Source organism: Kitasatospora sp. NPDC056800, assembly GCF_042789775.1.
Lineage (GTDB): Bacteria > Actinomycetota > Actinomycetes > Streptomycetales > Streptomycetaceae > Kitasatospora.
On sequence record NZ_JBHUAL010000016.1, the window covers coordinates 1 to 17,973 of the forward strand.

Consider the following 17,973-nt stretch of genomic DNA (forward strand, 5'->3'; position numbering starts at 1 on the left):
GTTCCGACGGACGCCGGCACCGTCGTGTGCGCGGGTCCGTACGCGGTCCGCGAGTGGGTCCGTCCACGGCTTCGCAGGTGGGTCCGTACGCGGGTTCGTGCGTGGCGGGCGCCGGCGGGAGGGGACGGAACCCCCGTCCCACCAGCGCGTATTGACCGGGCCGCCGGTCGCTCCGAATAATCGGCGGGACCGGGCACGGCGGTACGCCGCGCCGCGGTACACCGCATCGGGGGAGCGACCGTGATCGAACAGCCTCAGCACACCGGACTCGCCGCACTCGCGGAGGAGTTCTTCGACGCCGAGAACACCCACAACCCGTTCGACGCGACCCTCAGCGGGGTCGAGGGCTACGCCCACCTGGTGCCCGACCCGTCCCGCGCGGCCGCGCACCGCCACCGCGAGGCCCTGCTGGGCTTCACCGCCCGGCTGGCCGCGATCCCGCTGGACTCGCTGGCCGGCGAGGACCGGATCACCCACCGGGTGCTCGCCCGGCTGCTCGCCAACGGCATCGGCCAGATCACCCACGGGCTGGCCGAGTTCAGCGTCTCGGCGACCATCGTCGCCCCGCAGAACGAGGCCTTCACCGCGCTCGCCATGACCTCGATCGACCAGGAGGGCGCCGACGCCTACCTGGAACGCCTCGCCGCGCTGCCCGACTACTTCGACGCCGTCCTGCGCCGCACCCTGGACGCCGCCGCCGAGGGCCGCCACCCGCTGCGCAGCGGGGTCGACGCCGCCGTCGCCCAGCTGGAGGCCCACCTGGCGACCGCCCCGGCCGAGGACAAGCTGCTGCGGCCGCTGGCCGGCCGCCCGGAGTCCGAGCGCGCCCTGGCGATCGTGCGCGACGCCGTCCGCCCCGCGGTGGCCCGCTTCCTGGCCGGGCTGGCCCAGCGGCTGGCACCGGGCGCCCGGCCGGACGACAAGGCCGGGGTCTGCCACGTGCCGGGCGGCGCCGAGGGCTACGCGGACGCCGTCGCCCGCTTCACCCGGCCCGGGCTCACCCCGGAGGAGGTGCACCGGATCGGTCTGGAGGCCGTCGCGGCGCTGCGCGAGGAGTTCGCCGAGCTGGGCGGCAAGGTGCTGGGCATCACCGACCCGGCCGCCGTGCTGACCGCGCTGCGCGAGGACCGCTCGCTGCGCTTCGGCAGCGCGACCGAGATCGTCGCCCTGGCGGACGGGGCGCTGGACCGGGCCCGCCGCGCCGCCCCGGACTGGTTCCGCCCGTACCCGATCGCCGACTGCGTGACCAGGGAGATCGACCCGATCGAGGCGGAGACCGCGCCGCTGGCCTACTACCAGCCGCCGGGCCCGGGCGGACTGCCCGGCACCCACTGGATCAACACGCTGCGCCCGGAGACCCGGTTCAGCTACGAGTACGAGGCGATCGCCTTCCACGAGAGCGTTCCCGGCCACCACCTCCAGCTCGCCGTCGCGCAGACCCTGCACCACCTGCCGCGGTTCCGGCGGAACCCGAGCGGCCAGCTGACCGCCCACGTCGAGGGCTGGGGCCTGTACACCGAGCGGCTCGCGGACGAGATGGGGCTGTACGGCTCGGAGCTGTCCCGGTTCGGGATGCTCTCGCTGGACGCGATGCGGGCGGTCCGGCTGGTGGTGGACACCGGGATGCACCACTACGGCTGGTCCCGGGAGCGGGCGAAGGCCTACATGCGGGCCAACACCGCGACCCCCGAGGCCAACGTCCGCAACGAGATCGACCGCTACATCGCCTGGCCGGGCCAGGCCACCGCCTACCTGATCGGCCGCCGGGAGATCGTGCGGCACCGCGAGCGGGCCGAGGCGGCGCTCGGCGCCCGGTTCGACGTCCGGGAGTTCCACCACCGGCTGATCGGGCACGGCAGCCTGCCGCTGGGGGTGCTGGAGGAGCTGGTGACGGACTGGATCGCGGAGCAGTAGGCCGGCGGTCCTCCGGCCGGGCTCAACGGCCCAGCACCGCACCGCCGTTGAGCCCGATCACCTGACCGGTCAGGTACCCGGCGGCCGGCGAGGCCAGGTAGGCGACCGCCTCGGCCACGTCGGCCGGGGTGCCCGCCCGGCCGACCAGGGTGTCGGCCACCTTCCGCGCGTGGAACTCCTCGCTCCAGCCCGCCCCGAAGATCTCGGTGGACTCGACGTACCCGGGCGCGAGCACGTTCACCGTGATCCCGTCGGGCCCCAACTGCCGCGCCAGGCCGAAGGCCCAGCCGTGCAGCGCGGCCTTGGCCGCGGCGTACGAGCCCGCCGAGTGCGGGCCCGCGCCGCCGCGCTGGGCCGCGGCCGAACTGATCACCACCAGCCGGCCGCCGGGCCGCCGCAGCGCGTCCTGGAGCGCGGTGGTCAGCAGCACGGCGGTGAGCAGATTGCCGTCCAGGTCCCGCCGCCAGGCGGCGGCCAGCGCGGCCAGACCGTCATCGGCGGGCGGGGTGACGATCGCGCCCGCGTTGTTCACCAGCACGTCCACCGGCCCGAGCCCGGCGATCCGGGCCGCCGCCGCCTCGACCGCCGCCGGGTCGGTCAGATCGGCCGCCACCGGCACGACGCGCCCCGGTCCGGCGGTCCGCTCGATCTCCTCCCGGGCCTGCTCCAGCACCGCCGCCCGGCGGCCGAGGACCACCACCCGGTGCCCGTCCCGGACCAGCCGCGCCGCGATCGCCCGGCCGATCCCGGTCCCGCCCCCGGACACCACCGCGAGCCGCTCCACCGTCGTCACTCCGCCCCCCTCGGGCTTCGGCCCGTACGCGCCGGGCGATGTTCGGCAGCCCCACGGTCACCTGGCGGTACCGGGGGCCTGGTCGTCCACGTCATGATCAGACCGCCGAGGGCCTTCGCCCCCCGGCCCCGGCGGACCGCTCCGGAGCCCGGCGCCGGCGGCGCGCTCGTCCGGACCGGTCAGACCACCGGCGGGACGACCGGCAGGTTGCGCTTGTGCTCGGTGCGGCGGTAGTGGCCGAGGACGGTGCGGAAGACCTCCTCGCTGACCGGCATGCCCTCCAGGAAGTCGTCCAGGGCGTCGTAGCTGACGCCGAGGGCGTCCTCGTCGGGGCGGCCGGGGGCGAGGTCCTCCAGGTCGGCGGTCGGGATCTTCTTGACCAGCTCGGCGGGCGCGCCCAGCGCCTCGGCGACCGCCCGCACCTGGCGCTTGGTGAGGCCGGACAGCGGCATCACGTCGGCCGCGCCGTCCCCGAACTTGGTGAAGAAGCCGACCGCGGCCTCGGCCGCGTGGTCGGTGCCGACGACCAGCCCGCCCTTGGCGCCCGCCGCCGCGTACTGGACCACCATCCGCTGGCGGGCCTTGACGTTGCCGCCGACGAAGTCCTCGTGGCCGTGGTCGCCGTAGGTCAGGCCGGCCGCCTTCAGGGCGGCGAGCGCGCCGTCGGTGGCGGGCTTGACGTCGACGGTCAGCACCTCGTCGGCGCGGATGAAGCCGAGCGCGAGCTGGGCGTCCGCCTCGTCCGCCTGGACGCCGTACGGCAGCCGCATGGCGGTGAAGGTCACCTGGTGCCCCTCGGCCCGCAGCCGCTCGACGGCGAGCTGGCACAGGCGCCCGGCGGTGGTGGAGTCGACGCCGCCGCTGATGCCGAGCACCAGGCTGCGCGCGCCGGTGGCCCGCACCTGGCCGACCAGGAACTCCACCCGCCGCTCGGCCTCCTTCGCGGGGTCCGGCACGGGGACGACCCCGAGGGCACGGGCGATCTCCCGCTGGACGTCGGCGGGCAGGGGCTCGGTCATTCCGACTCCTCGGGACGGTGGGTACGTGACGCGATCACGAGGATACGACCACCCACGACGCGGCCGTCACGGGCGGGGGGCCTCCCCCGGTTCCGCCTGCGCGTCCGTGTCCGCCGGTGCCGCCTGCGCACCCGCCTCCGCCGCTCCTTCGGGCCCGTCCGGCTTCCGCAGCGAGACCGGCCGCTCCGGCCTCGGCGCCGGGTGCGACAGGATGTCGAGCACCACCCGGCCGTCCACCGTCTCCTGGGCGACCAGCAGCGCCGCCAGCTCGTCCAGGTGGTGCCGGTGGTCGGTGAGCAGGGCGACGGCCCGCCGCTCGGCGCCGCGCAGCAGGCGGGCCACCGCCTCGTCCACCGCGCGCTGGGTCTGCTCGGAGTACGGGCGGCGCAGCAGGTCCTCGGGGTTGTCGCCGAGGTAGTGCGGGGTGCCGCTGGAGTAGCCGACCGGGCCGAGTTCCGGGGAGAGGCCGAACTCGCGGACCATCCGGGTGGCGACCGAGGTGGCGTTGGCGAGGTCGTTCGCGGCGCCCGTGGAGCCCTCGCCGAAGACCACCAGCTCCGCCGCCCGGCCGCCGAGCTGGACGGTGATCAGGTCGACCAGGTAGGCCTCGCTGTACAAGTGCCGTTCGGCCTCGGGCAGCTGCTCGGTGGCGCCCAGGGCGACGCCGGCCGGGAGGATCGTCACCTTGGCGACCGGGTCGGCGTGCTCGCACAGCGCGGCGACCAGCGCGTGTCCGGACTCGTGCACCGCGACGGCGTGCCGCTCGTCGGGCAGCAGCGCGTTGGAGGACTCCCGGCGGCCGAGCAGCACCCGGTCGCGGGCGGTGTCGAGGTCGTCGGCGGTGAGGGTGGCGCGGTCGGCGCGCACGGCGTTGATGGCGGCCTCGTTGACCAGGTTGGCGAGGTCGGCGCCGGAGAAGCCGGGGGTGCCGCGGGCGAGCCGCCCGAGGTCGACGTCCGGGGCCAGGGTCTTGCCGCGGGCGTGCACGGCGAGGATGGCGGCCCGCTCGGCCTGGTTGGGCAGCGGGACGGTGACCTGCCGGTCGAAGCGGCCGGGGCGCAGCAGGGCCGGGTCGAGGGCGTCCGGGCGGTTGGTGGCGGCGATGACGACGATGCCGGTGCTCTGGTCGAAGCCGTCCATCTCGGCGAGCAGCTGGTTCAGGGTCTGCTCGCGCTCGTCGTTGCCGCCGAGCCGGGTGCCGCCCGCCCGGCGGCCGCCGACGGCGTCGATCTCGTCGATGAAGATGATCGACGGCGCGCGCTTGCGGGCCTCGTCGAAGAGGTCGCGCACCCGGGAGGCGCCGACGCCGACGAACATCTCCACGAAGCCGGAGCCGGTCACCGAGAGGAAGGGCACCGAGGCCTCGCCGGCGACCGCCCGGGCGAGCAGGGTCTTGCCGGTGCCGGGCGGCCCGACCATGATCACCCCGCGCGGCCCCTTGGCCCCGGCGGCGGCGTACCGCTCCGGGCTGCGCAGGAAGTCGACCACCTCGCTGACCTCCTGCTTCACCCCCTCGTACCCCGCCACGTCGGCGAACCCGGTGTCCGGCCGCTCCGCCTCGATGATCTTGGCCCGGGACCGTCCGATGGCGCTCAGACCGCCGCCCAGCGAACGGGCGGCCATCCGGCCGGACCAGAGGAAGAGCCCGCCGAAGATCAGCAGCGGCAGGAACAGCAGCAGGGAGGACCAGATCGAGCCGCCGCCGCTGCTCCGGCTGCCGGTGACGGTCACGTGGTGGTCGGAGAGCGCGCTGCTGAGCTGGGAGGTGTCCAGGGCGGTCGGGATCTGGCTGCTGAAGTGGGTGCCGTCCTTGAGCGTGCCGCTCACCGCGCCGGTGTCGCTGACGTCCACGGTCTGCACCTGGCCGGCGTCGACCCGGTTCACGAAGTCGGTGTAGCCGTAGCGGGTGCCGGGCTTGCCGGGGTTGGAGAAGAGCACCAGCAGGAGCAGCGTCACCAGTACGGCGACGGGCAGCAGCCAGCGGCGCCACGAGGGCGGCGGGGGCTTGGCCGGGCCGCCGGGGCCGGGGCGCTGGTTCCGGCCCGGGCCGGGGCCCTGGCCCGGGCCCCGTGGTTGGCCCCAGCCCTGCCTCGGGCCGGGGTCGGGGCCGGAGCCCGGCGGGGTCGTGGGGTGACGGGCGGCGCGCAGCCGGATTCGTGCGATCATCCACGCTCACCGCCTCTCGGGGGGCCGGACAGCCTCCGTCCCTCCATGGTCGGACTCTCCGCGCCCGGACGGGAGCCTGAAGGGGGTGGCAGCGGTCCACTCGGGGGAGAACGACCCGCTCGGCGCCACGTGCCCGCAGCGCCGGATCGGGCTCGGGAGGCGGGAACGGGCGTCGGGCACGGCGTCGGACTCGGGAGGCGGACTCGGGCAGGCCGAAGGCCGGTCCGGTACGTGGGGTCGCGCCGTCGCGAACGGTTTGCGGAAGCCTGCCGGGCGCCTCCACCGCACCCGGCGGAGCCTTCGCCCGGCCGCTCCTTCGGCTGCCCCTCCGACCGCTCCTCCGGGCCGCGCTCAAGGATCATCGGGCCGTACGGAGTTGGCGATCGAGCCGCCCACCAGGACGATTCGCGACCTAGAGTAGCCGCATGGTCAACGAGGAACTGCCAGCGCCGCACAAGACGCCCGAGGCCGCCGTGGAACCCCGGGCCGGGGACAGCGACCGGGACGCGGTGGCCGAGCAGTTGCGGATCGCCGCCGGCGACGGCCGCATCGACCTCGGGGAACTGGAGGAGCGGCTCGACCGCACCTACGCCGCGCGGACGTACGGCGAACTCGACGTCCTGGTGGCCGACCTCGGCGGCCGGCTGGAGGCCCGGGAGGCGTCCGCGGCGGAGGAGGTCCTCACGCTCCGGCCCCGGATGAACAACATGGTGCAGAGCGGCCGCTGGTCCGTGCCCCGTCGGATCGTCGCGGAGACCAAGATCTCGCTGCTCACGGTCGACTTCACCGAGGCCGTGTGCCCCCACCGGGAGATCACGGTCGAGGCATCGACCGGCATGGGCCACATCCGGCTGATCGTCCCGCGGGGCTGGGGCGTACGGATCGACCCGTCGAGCACCAACACCGGAAACATCGTCAACAAGGCGGCCGAGCAGGCGGAGCCGGGCGCCCCGGTGCTGACCGTGATCGGCCACCCCCGGTCGGGGCCGATCAGGATCAAGCAGCGCCGCCGGGGCTGACGGGCCGCAGGCCGGGCCCGCGGCAGTCCTCCGTGCGGGCACGCCCGATGCGGGCTCGGCCCGGCCTCCGCCGGGGCGGGTCAGGAGAAGTCGAGCGCGTCCGTCCGGGTCCGCTTGAGCTCGAAGAACTTCGGGTACCCGGCCAGCAGCCGCACACCGTCGAAGACCCGTACGGCGTCCTCGCCGCGCGGGATGGCGCTCAGCACCGGACCGAAGAAGGCGACGCCGTCCACGTGGATGGTCGGCGTCCCGACCTCCTCGCCGACCGGGTCCATGCCCTCGTGGTGGCTCTTGCGCAGGGCCTCGTCGTACTCCGCGCTGTTCGCCGCCTCGGCCAGCTCCTCCGGCAGGCCCGCCGCCGCCAGCGCCTCCCGGATGACGGCGTCGTCGGCGGCCCGGTCCTGGTCGTGCAGCCGGGTGCCGAGCTCGGTGTACAGCTCGCGCAGCACCTGCGGGCCGTGCTGCTCGGCGGCGGCGATGCAGACCCGCACGGGGCCCCAGCCGGTGGTCATCAGGCGCTGGTAGCGCTCGGGCAGGTCGGTGCGGCCCTCGTTGAGGACGGACAGGCTCATCACCCGGAAGTTCAGGTCGAGTTCGCGCTGCTTCTCGACCTCCAGGATCCACCGGGAGGTTATCCAGGCGAAGGGGCAGACGGGGTCGAAGTAGAAGTCGACCTTGACGGTGTCGTTCCTGACGGTGTCGTCGCCGGCCCGGTGGCCGTTGCCGGGGTGCCGGTCGGGAAGCCGGGCGGCGAGCTGGTCGAGGTGGTGCTGGGCGGGCGCGGTGTTCGTCACGTCGTTGGTCACGCTGAGAAGACTAGTGACAGAGTGGCCCACTCTCCAGGGCCAATCGATGGCTGCTCCAGTGGGCCACTTTCACTCCCGGCCGTCCGTCCCCGCACGCCCTGCGCGCCCGGCACGGCCCGCACACCCTGCACGCACCGCACGCCCCGCCGACCGCTCAGCCGCAGGTCGTCCCGTCCGCCGGCACCGTCCCGTCCAGCAGGTAGGCGTCCACGGTCTGCTTCAGGCACGGGTTGCCGGTGTTGTAGCCGCCGTGCCCCTCGCCCTGCAGCGTGACGGTGACGCCGACGCCCGCGCCGAGCTGCTGCGCCATCGTACGGGCGCCCTCCACCGGGGTGGCCGGATCGCCGGTGGTGCCGACCACCAGGATCGGGGCGGCCCCCGGCGCCGACACCTCCGGGTGGGCGGCCTTGCCGGGGACGGGCCAACCAGTGCAGGCGGTCAGTCCCCAGGCCGTGTAGGACCCGAACACCGGGGAGGCGGCCTGGAACTGCGGCAACTGCTGCTGCACGTCCTGGTCCGAGTAGCGCTGCCTGGCGTCCACGCAACTGATCGCCCGGTTCGCGGCGTTCAGGTTGCTGTAGTGCCCCTGCGCGTCGCGCCCGTTCAGCGCGTCGGAGAGCTGGAGCAGCGTGTCGCCGGTCCCCTGGTCCATCGCCTGGGTGAGCCCGGCGGCCAGCACGGGCCAGGTCTCCTGGCTGTACAGGGCGCCCGCGATGCCGGTGATCGCCAGGCTCTCGGTGAGCTGCCGCCCCTGGGTGGTCGGCAGCGGCGACTGCGCCAGCTTCTGCACCAGGGCGGTGACCTTCGCGGTGCCCTCGTCGCCGCCCGCGCCGGTCGGGCAGGCGGCCCCGACCTGGGCGGCGCAGGCCTTCATGAAGTCGTCGAGGGCGAGTTGGAAGCCCTGGGCCTGGCCGAGCGCGGCCTGCTGCGGGTCCTTGGTGGGGTCGACCACCGAGTCCAGCACCATCCGGCCGACCTGCTGCGGGAACAAGTGCGCGTAGACGCCGCCGAGCTGGGTGCCGTAGCTGATGCCGAAGTAGGAGAGCTTCGGGTCGCCCAGCACCTGCCGCATCAGGTCCATGTCGCGCGCGGCGCTCTCGGTGTCCACGTACGGCAGCACCGCGCCGGAGTTGTGCTCGCAGGCGGCGACGAAGCGGGCGTTGCCGTCGTCCAGGGCCTTCACTGCGTCGGGGGTGTCGGGGGTGCTGTCGGCGGCGGTGGCGGCGTCCATCGCCCGGTCGTCCAGGCACGTCACCCCGTCGCTGGCGCCGACCCCGCGCGGGTCGAAACTCACCAGGTCGTAGCGGGAGTTGAGGGAGGAGTAGGTCGCGGCCAGGGCCGGCAGGGTGGCCACGCCGGAGGCGCCGGGGCCGCCGAAGTTGAACAGCAACGAGCCGATCCGGTGCTGCTCGTCCTTGGCCCGGCTGCGGATCAGCGCGAGACCGATCGTCGTGCCGTCCGGTTTGCCGTGGTCCAGCGGGGTCTTGAGGGTGGCGCACTGCCAGTCGGCGGCGGGCGCGGTGCCGTCGCCCTGGGCGCCGGTGGGGGCGGGGCAGGCGTGCCAGTCCAGCTGTTGGGCGGCCAGTCCGGTGGCGGTGCCGGTGGCTGCCGCCGCCCCAGTGGCCGGGGAGGTCGGGGAGGTCGGGGAGGTCGGCGCGGGCTCGGCGGCGGAGGAGCCGTCGCCCTGGCAGCCGATGGCCGCGGTGAGCAGCAGGACGGTCAGGCCGAGCGCTCCGGCGCCGCGGACGACGGTGTGCATGGGGCGGGTCCACCTCTCGGTCGGCCGGGCACCCCGGCGCGCGGTCTCGGGCCTGCCGGACACCCCGGCGCACGGCGGGAGGGCTCACGGCGGGGCGGCCGACGCCTGGCGGGCCTGCGTGCGCGCGGCACCCGGTTCGCCGACGCACCACAGACCCTAGGGGCCGGGGGCCGCCGATGCCCTGCGGAGACCCCCGGACGGGGGGCGTGCGCCGTACCGGCTGCCACCGGCCGAACGGGTGCCGGGCCGGTGGGCCGACGGGCTCCGGCTGACGGGCCGACGGGCTCGGACTGACGGGCTCGGCCCGGCCCAGCCCGGCTGCGGCGCCTCTCGGTGGCGGCGGGGCACGTCTCGCTCCGCTCCCGGGCCCTGTCGCCGCCCTGTCTCGACCCTGCCGATCGGCAGGGTCGAGACAGGAACGGCGCAGCAGGAACCTCCCGATCGGCACATGTGCGACGGACCGGCGGCACGCAAGGATGACGGCCATCGGAGCCCCGCCGATGGGGCCCGGGAAGGAGCCTCCCGTGACCGCCCTGACTCTGTCGTCCCTTTCCCCGCTGTTCCCGTTCCTGCCCTTCCTCTCCCTCTTCCTCTTCCTGCTGTTTCGCCGGCGCACCGCCTCAGTACAACGCCATGCCCGGGGTTCCCCGCACCGCGTACGCCGGCAGGCGCAGCCCGCCGAAGGCGTCCCGGGGCAGGCTCAGTCCGAAGCGCCGCTCGACGGCGCCGAGGGTGCGGCGGCGGGCGGCCCCGTCGGGCTCCCGCCCGGGGTCGCAGGAGGTCACGCCGTCGGCCTCCAGGACTCCGGCGGCGACGAGGTCCGGCACCAGCAGGTCCGGCTCCTGGCCCCAGCGCCAGCGCTCCTCGCCGAGGCCGAAGCCGCACAGCACGGCACCGTCCCGGGCGTAGTCCAGCAGAGCCGGCCGCCGCTCCGGCATCGGGCGGAAGTGCACCACCTCGGCTCCGTCGCGCGCTATCTCGGTGAGCAGCTCACCGCCGGTGGAGTCGCCGTACTCGATCGCGAACGACCAGCCGGCGCACGCGCCGACCCGGATCACGCCGTCGCCGTCGTCACCGGGGCGGTAGACGTCGATGTCCAGGTCCCGGATCTCGGTGTCACTGATCGGCTCGGTCGCGGTGGCCGGGTCGGCACCCATCCGGTGGGCGAGCTCCGCGGGCGTGATCCCCCGGGCGAAGACGACGCCGCCGACCTCACCGTCCGTGCCGGGCCCACCCATTGACGACCGGCTGGTGCCCGGTCGGCCGGTACTCGGCCGACCGATCTCCAGGAGCCACTGGATACCGTCGCCGTCCTGCCCCACTCCCCCGTGCGTGCCGTCGGTCATGCCGCCCTCCCCTCGCGCGCGGCCTGCGGTGACCGGGCGCGCCCGTGGGCACCCTAACCGACCCGGCCGACACCCGGCCGCCGGTCGCCGGATCGCCGCCCGAACCAGCCGCGCCCGGATCGCCAACCACCCCTGATCGATCGGAAGGAGACCGATCCGAAGCCGAACTCACCTGGCACCCTTCGCCGTTCACCCGAACCGGCGGCACACGCCCCACCCCGCCACTCACCGGGACGCGGCCGGTACCTTCTTGCCCACCGCCTCGAACAGCAGCTTCGCGGCCACCGTCGCCCCGTCGGTGCGGATGCCGCCGGCCACGGCCTCCGCCCGTACCCGGGTCTCGGGCGCCAGGGCCGTGGCGAGCGCGGCGGAGAGCGAGTCGACGGTCGGCGTGCGGTCGAGATGGGCCGCGCCGATGCCCAACTCGGCCACCCGGCCGGCCCAGTACGGCTGGTCGGCGATCCGGGGCACGACCACCTGGGGCACGCCCGCCATGGCCGCGGTCGTCGTGGTGCCCGCACCACCGTGGTGGACGACGGCGGCCACCCGGCGGAACAGGGCCTGCTGGTTCACCTCGCCGACGACGTGGCAGTCCTCGTGCTCGTCGACCGCGGCGAGCCCGGCCCAGCCGTGGGCCAGGAGCACCCGGCGTCCGTGCGCGCGGCCCGCTTCGACGGCCACCCGCGCGATGTCCTCCGGGGCGTGCGCGGCCATGCTGCCGAAGCCGACGTACACGGGCGGTTCACCGGCGGCCAGGAACGCCTCCAGGTCGGCCGGGAGCGGTCGGTCGTCGGGCAGGATCCACGCGCCGGTCTGCACCACGTCGAGTTCCGTCCTGCCCTCCGACGGGCACAGCGTCGGGTCCGCCGCCAGCCACGGCCGTCCGGTGAGGACGTGGTCGCGGACGTTCTCCACCGGCGGCAGGCCGATCGCCGCCCGGTGGCTGTTGAGTGCCTCCCCGTACAGCGCGTTCACCCGCTGGGCGTCCTGCTCCCAGAGCTTCCGGTAGTCGGTCTCGTCGTCCGGGGACGGCGTGCCCGGCCGCCGGCCGGGCCGGGAGTGCCGCGAGGGCAGTCCGAGGATGTGGAAGCAGGCCAGCACGTAGGGCAGGCCGAGCTTCTCGGCGACGTCCCGCGCACCGGCCGGCATCAGGCCGGTCGCCAGCACCACGTCACAGCCCTCGGCCGCGGCGGTCAGCGTCTCGAACCGCACGGCGACCAGCTCACGGGCGAGCCGGAACGCGTCCTCCGCCGTCGGCGGCTTCGGGCCGGCCACCACCGACCGCACCGACGGACCGAGCGGCACCAGCGGCACCCCCGCCCGCCCCAGCACCGCCGCGAACTCCTCGTCCGGCGGCGCGCACACCCGCACCTCCGCACCGAACCCCCGCAGCGCCACCGCCAGCCCCGCCAGCGGCTCGACATCCCCGCGCGACCCCCAGGTCGTCATCAACACACGCATTTCACGACTCCCGTTTCCGCAGGTCATGGCCTTACGGCGGGGATTCTGCGCCATGCCGGGGGCCTTGCCGCAAGCCCGGGGGCACGGTATAGCTTGAAAGTGGCAAGGGGATTCACTCTCCTCGCCTTTTTCTTTGGCCGCCCGGTCCCACCCACTCCCCCGAACCGGCCACACCGGAGCAATCCCCACCCGGAACCCGCCGCCTACCACGCGCCGCTCACTCCGAACCACCACCACCGAGCAGCCCGCTGCGAGCCACCGCCCCCTACCGCGTGGCCGCATACCCCCCGTGGTGTCAACTCCGGAACACCCACCGCAGTCACCGTCACGAAGCACCCACTCCGGGCCCCGCCATCGGCCGCTTCCCCAGACCTCACACGCCCGGGCCGTCCGCACAGGGGCCACCTGCCCGGTCAGCCCATCCCAACACGCCTGTTCCAGACGGCCCCATACTCGACCCGCCCACCCAGGACCCCGCCCCCGGGACCCCGGAACTCACCCCAGCCACACACACCCAGCTCTTCCCCACTGGCGTGCCGAGGCGCCCGCAGCAGACCTCCTGACCAGGGCAGCCCACCTCAACATGCCTGTCCTGGACGAGCCTGCGTTCCTGGCGGCTCCTCAGCCGGGCCGCCCAGCCCCGGGCCCCGTCCCGGAGACGCCGGACCCCCGGCCGGTCGGTCGTCGCGCAAAACGGCGGCCCCGCGTACGACCCGCCGCCGCCACCGTGCCCACCGGCAGCACCAGGTCCACCCCGCCCGGCCCAGCCACAGAACCACCCACGCCCCAGCGCAGACCTCACTCGCCGCCAGCGACAAGCACCGAACCGACTGTCCGACCCACGACCAACCGCTCGGCCCAGGGCCAGCCACCACGGTCAGGTCACCCACCAACCCGGCCAGCCTGGCCACCGAGCCGGCGGAAACACCACCGCACCCCCACTCCCACCCGCCCGGCGGCGGGACAGCCAATCCATGGCCAGCAGCCCCAACTGGCGTCACCCCCGCCAACGACGCATCGGCACCGCATCCAGGACCACCACCACCTCGCCCACCGGCAGCGCAACGTCCGCCCCGGCGAGCGCGACCACAGAACCGCCCACGCCCCGGCGCGAACCTCACTCGCCGCGAGCGACAGCACCGAACCGACTGCCCCCAACCGCCCGGCTCAGGGCCGACCGCAAACAGGGCAGCCCCGGCCCCCGAGCCGGCGGAATCACCACCCAACCCGCCCCGCGGCAGCGCAGCCGGGCCACGACCAGCAGCCCCGACCGGCGTCACACCCACCAACGGCGCATCAGCACGGCGTGCTGAACCACCACCGCCGTCACCATGCCCACCCGCAGCGCGAGGTCCACCCTGGCCGGTCGGCCAACCGACGCGGAAACAGCGGCCCGGCGTACAGATCCGCCATCACCACGCCTACTGGAAGCGCGAGGTCTCCCCCGCCCGGCCCAGCCGCAGAACCGCCCACGCCCCAGCGCGAACCTCACTCGCCGCCCGCGACAGGCACCGAATCGGCTGCCCGCCCCACGACCAACCGCCCGGCCCACAGCTGGCCGCCACGGGCAGGTCACCCACTAACCCGGCCAGCCCGGGCGCCCGGCCGCCCGGGCGGTGGAAGCACGCCCACCCGCCCTGCGGCGCGCACGCGGCCGGACCGGCGTCACCCCCGCCGGCGAGGCATCAGCACGGCGTACAGGACCGCCGCCACCACCATGCCGACCGGCAGCGCGACGTCCGCCCCGGCCAGGGCGGCCAGTGGGCCGGTGTAGAGGGTGTCCACGCCGAGGGCTGCGGCTGTGACGCCGCCCGTGAGGGCGATGGCGCCGGCGGGGTTGACGCCGGCGCGGTACCAGAAGGGGCTGCCGGGGCGTTCGTCGCCGAGGGCGCGGCCGTCGTAGCGGTTGCGGCGGAGCAGGATGTCGGTGGCGTAGACGGCGGTGCTGGGGCCGAGGAGGACGACGGTCAGCTGGAGCACGTTGCTGACGGTGTCGAGGAAGTTGGAGACCAGGAGGGCGTACAGCGTGAGCGAGACGGCGACCGCGCCGTCGAGCAGCACGCTGCGGGTGCGGCGGATGCGGATGCCGACGGCCTGGAGGGCGAGGCCCGCGCTGTAGGCGGTGAGGGCGTTGACCGCGATGGTGCCGACCACCAGGGAGAGCAGGAAGACCGGGTTGAACCAGCCGGGCAGGATCTGCCGGAGGGCGGCCTGCGGGTCGGTCATGTCGACGGCGGTGGCGCCGAGCACGCCGAGGCCGCCGACCACCACGCTGGGCAGGAAGCCGCCGAGGGCGGTCCAGCCGAGGACGGCGCGCGGGGCGGTGGTCGCGGGCAGGTAGCGGGAGAAGTCCGCACTGGTGGTGTAGGAGAGCGGGCCGGAGGCGATCAGGGTGACGCCGGCCAGGACGGCCGCCCAGAGTCGGCCGCCGGTGAGGGGTTCGGGCTGGGTCCAGCCGGGGTCGGCGTGGGTGACGATCGCGTAGCCGACCACGGCGAAGGCGGCGGTGAGGGCGAGGGTGATCGGCAGGTAGAGCCGGACGATCAGGGCGTGCCCGTAGACGCTGATGGTGAGGGTGAGTACGACGATCACGATCACGATGGCGATCTTGATCGGGGTGGTCGGGGTGATCCCCGCCTCCCCGGCGAGCGAGAAGGCGGCGACGGCGGCCGCGGCCAGGTTCAGCGCGAAGTAGCAGACGGAGATCATCCAGCCGGTGACCGCGTTGTTCACCCGGTTGCCCCGGATGCCGTACATGGCGCGGGTGATCACCTCGCTGGGCGCGCCGGCGGCCGGTCCGGAGACCGCGAGCAGGCCGGTGCCCAGCCAGAACAGGTTGCCGAGGACGACCACGGCGAAGGCCTGCCAGAGGCCGAGGCCGCTCAGGACCAGGGCGCCGCCGACCACCAGGTTGAGGTAGTTGACGCTGGCGGCCGCCCAGACGGGGAAGAGTTCGCGGGCGCGACCGCGCCGCTCGGTCTCGGGGATGTGGTCGATGCCGTGGACCTCGACCCGGCCGCCCGGTTCCCGCTGGGGCGGGGCGGCGGGGTGCGCCGGGTGGTCCGGGTGGTCCGGCGAGGTGTGGGGGTGGTCCGGGAGCGTGGACGTCATGCGGGGGCCCTCCGTGGGGGTGTCGTGCCCACCTGCTTGCTTATTGGTCGCACACTCAATAGCATCCGCCCCATGACGTCAAGCGTTCAGCGCAAAAGGGTTCGCAAGTCCCCCGAGGACCGCCGGGCGGAGATCGTCGGCGCCGCGGCCGAGGTCGCCCTCACCGAGGGCCTGGAGTGCATCACCCTGCGCCGGATCGCCGACCAACTGGACGTCCGCCCCGGCCTGATCAGCCACTACTTCCCCGCCGTGGAGGACCTCGTCGCCGAGGCCTTCGGCAGCGCCGCCACCGCCGAACTGGAGGCGCTGCTGCCCGCCGACCCGCGGGACGGGTCCCCGTTGCGGCACCTGGCCCGCTTCTTCGCCCGCACCACCGGCCCGTCCTACGACGACGTGAGCCGGCTCTGGCTCAACGCCCGCCACCTCAGCCGCTACCGCCCCGTCCTGCGCGACCGCGTGCTCGACCAGGAGGCGGACTGGCGCGGCCGGCTCGGCGACGTCATCGCCGCCGGGGTCGAGCAGGGCGAATTCCGCACCGCGGACCCGGTGTTGACGGCCGTCCACATCCTCGTCGTGATCGACGGCCTGGCCGTCCACGCCAACACCGGCCTGCGCAAGGACCCGTACGCCGCCACCCGGCTCGCCGCCGCCACCGCCGAACGCGAACTGGGCCTGGCCGACGGCACGCTGGCCTCTGCGGACCCGGCGGACGCACCCGAGACCCCCGCCCCCGAGCAGCCCTGACCACCACCCCAGCCCCCTCAGCTCCCTCAACCCCCTCAAGCCCCGCAGACACCACGCCCCCACCCCGAAGCACCACTGGAGTCGAAGTGCGCACCTCCCTGGTCCTCCTCTCCGCCCGTCTGCTCGACCCCGCCTCCGGCGGCTTCCTCCCGCAGACCGCCCTCGCCGTCGTGGACGGCCGGATCGCCGCCCTCGGCGACGACCGCACCGTCCGCGAACTCGCCGACCCCGCGACCACGGTGATCGACCTCAAGGGCGCCGTGGTCACCCCCGGCCTGGTGGACGGCCACCTGCACCCGGTCACCGGCGCCGAGCTCACCCAGGGCCTGGACCTCTCCGGCTGCACCGACCTGGCCGGCGTCCGCGCCGCCCTCGCCGCCGAGGCCGGACGCCTCGCCCCCGGCGCCTGGCTGCACGCCTGGGGCCTGGACCCGAACGTCTTCGGTGACCGCCCGGTGGAGTCCGCCACCCTCGCGCCCGTCCTGGACGGCGTTCCGGCGCTGCTCCAGCTCTTCGACGCCCACTCCATGCTCGCCAGCCCGCGCGCCCTGGAGCTGGCCGGCGTGGACGGTCCCCGCCGCTTCGACCAGGCCGCCGAGGTGGTCTGCGACGCCGAGGGCCGCCCCACCGGCCTGCTGCTGGAGGACGCCGCCTGCGAGCTGGTCGAGCGCGCCGCCCCGCAGCCGACCCGCGCCGAGCGCCGCGACCGCCTGGCCGCCGCGCTGCGCGCCATGGCCGCCGCCGGCCTCACCGGCGGCCACGCGATGGACGCCAACGGCGACAGCCTCGACCTCTACACCGAGCTGGACGAGGCCGGCGAGTTGCCGCTGCGGCTGCGCGTGGCCCCCTGGTGCCAGCCCGGTGTGGACGCGGACGGGCTGCGGGCGCTGATCGGGCAGCAGGGCCGGGGCGGTCGGCTCTGGCGGGTGGACGGCGTGAAGCTGTTCATGGACGGCACGATCGACAACGGCACGGCCTGGCTGGAGCGCCCGGACTGCCACGGCGAGTCCACCCACGCCTTCTGGCCGGATCCGGCGCACTACACCCGCGTCGTCCGGGAGCTGCACCAGGCCGGGGTGCCGACCGCCACCCACGCGATCGGCGACGCCGCCGTACGGCACGCCCTGGACTCGATCGGAGCGGCGGCGGACGGGGGGACGACGCACGGGGCGTCCCCCGTCCGCCACCGGATCGAGCACATCGAGACCGTTCCGGACGCGGTGGTCCGGCGCTTCGCCGAGCTGGGCGTGGTCGCGTCCATGCAGCCCACCCACTGCTGCGACTTCACCCGGGCCGACCACACCGACAACTGGTCCCGCCGCCTCGGCGAGGAGCGGGCCGACCGCGCGTGGCGCTGCCGGGACCTCTGGGACGCGGGCGCCACGGTCGTCCTCGGTTCGGACTGGCCGATCGCCCCCTACCCGCCGCTGGGCGTCATGGCGGGCGCCCGCCACCGCCGCCCCACCCGCGACCTGAGCCAGGCCCCGCACAACCCCGGCCAGGCGCTCACCGCCCTGGAGGCCCTGCTGGCGATGACCGCCAACGCCGCCCACGCGGCCGGCGAGGAGCAGCTGGCGGGCCGGATCACCGTCGGCCACCGCGCGGACCTCACCGTGTTCGCCGCCGACCCGCTCACCACCCCGGCCACCGAACTGGCGGACCTCCCCGTCCTGTTGACCGTCCTGGACGGCCGACCGACCCACCGCTCCGCCACGCTCTGAACCCTCACCCGGTACCGGCCCCGGCACACCCCCGCGCACGGGTGTGCCGGGGCCGCCCGGGGGTTATCCCCCTGGTCGATCCGGCGGCACTCCTCAGCGCGCCGAAGCCCCCCG

The 17,973-nt window shown here is 75.0% G+C and carries 12 protein-coding genes; 4 read left to right on the plus strand and 8 right to left on the minus strand.

Translation table 11 applies throughout. From position 1 onward, the window contains the following. Positions 1–240: 240 nt before the first annotated feature. Positions 241–1,914 carry a DUF885 domain-containing protein gene (locus ACFRQN_RS05685; RefSeq protein ID WP_380738499.1) on the plus strand — a complete coding sequence of 558 codons (1,674 nt, stop codon included), beginning with the start codon at positions 241–243 and terminating at the stop codon, positions 1,912–1,914. A gap of 22 nt (positions 1,915–1,936) precedes the next feature. On the opposite strand, the gene ACFRQN_RS05690 is transcribed toward ACFRQN_RS05685, so the two are convergent. The 3 genes from ACFRQN_RS05690 to ftsH all read right to left on the minus strand — a co-directional run bounded on the left by ACFRQN_RS05690 (position 1,937) and on the right by ftsH (position 5,892). Continuing rightward, on the minus strand, positions 1,937–2,707 hold the full coding sequence (locus ACFRQN_RS05690) for an SDR family NAD(P)-dependent oxidoreductase (RefSeq protein ID WP_380738500.1): 771 nt from the start codon (positions 2,705–2,707) through the stop codon (positions 1,937–1,939). Between the two features lie 179 nt (positions 2,708–2,886). After that, a complete protein-coding gene (nadE, locus tag ACFRQN_RS05695) occupies positions 2,887–3,726 on the minus strand; it encodes an ammonia-dependent NAD(+) synthetase (RefSeq protein ID WP_380738501.1) in 840 nt (279 codons plus the stop codon). Positions 3,727–3,792: 66 nt separating this feature from the next. Continuing rightward, positions 3,793–5,892: an ATP-dependent zinc metalloprotease FtsH gene (gene ftsH, locus ACFRQN_RS05700; RefSeq protein ID WP_380738502.1), complete on the minus strand. Its 2,100-nt coding sequence runs from the start codon at positions 5,890–5,892 to the stop codon at positions 3,793–3,795. 425 nt (positions 5,893–6,317) lie between these two features. Between ftsH and ACFRQN_RS05705 the strand changes: the two genes are divergently transcribed. After that, positions 6,318–6,911, plus strand: a complete 594-nt coding sequence (locus ACFRQN_RS05705; RefSeq protein ID WP_380738503.1) for a DUF1707 domain-containing protein — start codon at positions 6,318–6,320, stop codon at positions 6,909–6,911. An 80-nt stretch (positions 6,912–6,991) separates the two neighbouring features. Here ACFRQN_RS05705 and ACFRQN_RS05710 read toward each other — a convergent pair whose 3' ends face one another. The 5 genes from ACFRQN_RS05710 to ACFRQN_RS05730 all read right to left on the minus strand — a co-directional run bounded on the left by ACFRQN_RS05710 (position 6,992) and on the right by ACFRQN_RS05730 (position 15,394). Further along, positions 6,992–7,717 carry a DsbA family protein gene (locus ACFRQN_RS05710; RefSeq protein ID WP_380738504.1) on the minus strand — a complete coding sequence of 242 codons (726 nt, stop codon included), beginning with the start codon at positions 7,715–7,717 and terminating at the stop codon, positions 6,992–6,994. A gap of 154 nt (positions 7,718–7,871) precedes the next feature. Continuing rightward, positions 7,872–9,476 carry an alpha/beta hydrolase gene (locus tag ACFRQN_RS05715; protein WP_380738505.1) on the minus strand — a complete coding sequence of 535 codons (1,605 nt, stop codon included), beginning with the start codon at positions 9,474–9,476 and terminating at the stop codon, positions 7,872–7,874. Between the two features lie 620 nt (positions 9,477–10,096). Further along, complete coding sequence (locus tag ACFRQN_RS05720) at positions 10,097–10,822, minus strand: DUF6461 domain-containing protein (RefSeq protein ID WP_375875288.1); 726 nt, start codon at positions 10,820–10,822, stop codon at positions 10,097–10,099. A 225-nt stretch (positions 10,823–11,047) separates the two neighbouring features. Next, positions 11,048–12,283 (minus strand): glycosyltransferase, encoded by a 1,236-nt coding sequence (locus ACFRQN_RS05725; protein WP_380738507.1) that lies wholly within the window; start codon positions 12,281–12,283, stop codon positions 11,048–11,050. 1,665 nt (positions 12,284–13,948) lie between these two features. Next, positions 13,949–15,394, minus strand: coding sequence for a purine-cytosine permease family protein (locus tag ACFRQN_RS05730; RefSeq protein WP_380738509.1), 1,446 nt, complete (start codon positions 15,392–15,394; stop codon positions 13,949–13,951). A gap of 72 nt (positions 15,395–15,466) precedes the next feature. Here ACFRQN_RS05730 and ACFRQN_RS05735 point away from each other — a divergent pair, with 72 nt between their 5' ends. Both ACFRQN_RS05735 and ACFRQN_RS05740 read left to right on the plus strand, forming a co-directional pair. Then, a complete protein-coding gene (locus tag ACFRQN_RS05735; RefSeq protein ID WP_380738511.1) occupies positions 15,467–16,138 on the plus strand; it encodes a TetR/AcrR family transcriptional regulator in 672 nt (223 codons plus the stop codon). Between the two features lie 86 nt (positions 16,139–16,224). Further along, complete coding sequence (locus tag ACFRQN_RS05740) at positions 16,225–17,859, plus strand: amidohydrolase (protein WP_380738513.1); 1,635 nt, start codon at positions 16,225–16,227, stop codon at positions 17,857–17,859. Positions 17,860–17,973 lie beyond the last annotated feature (114 nt).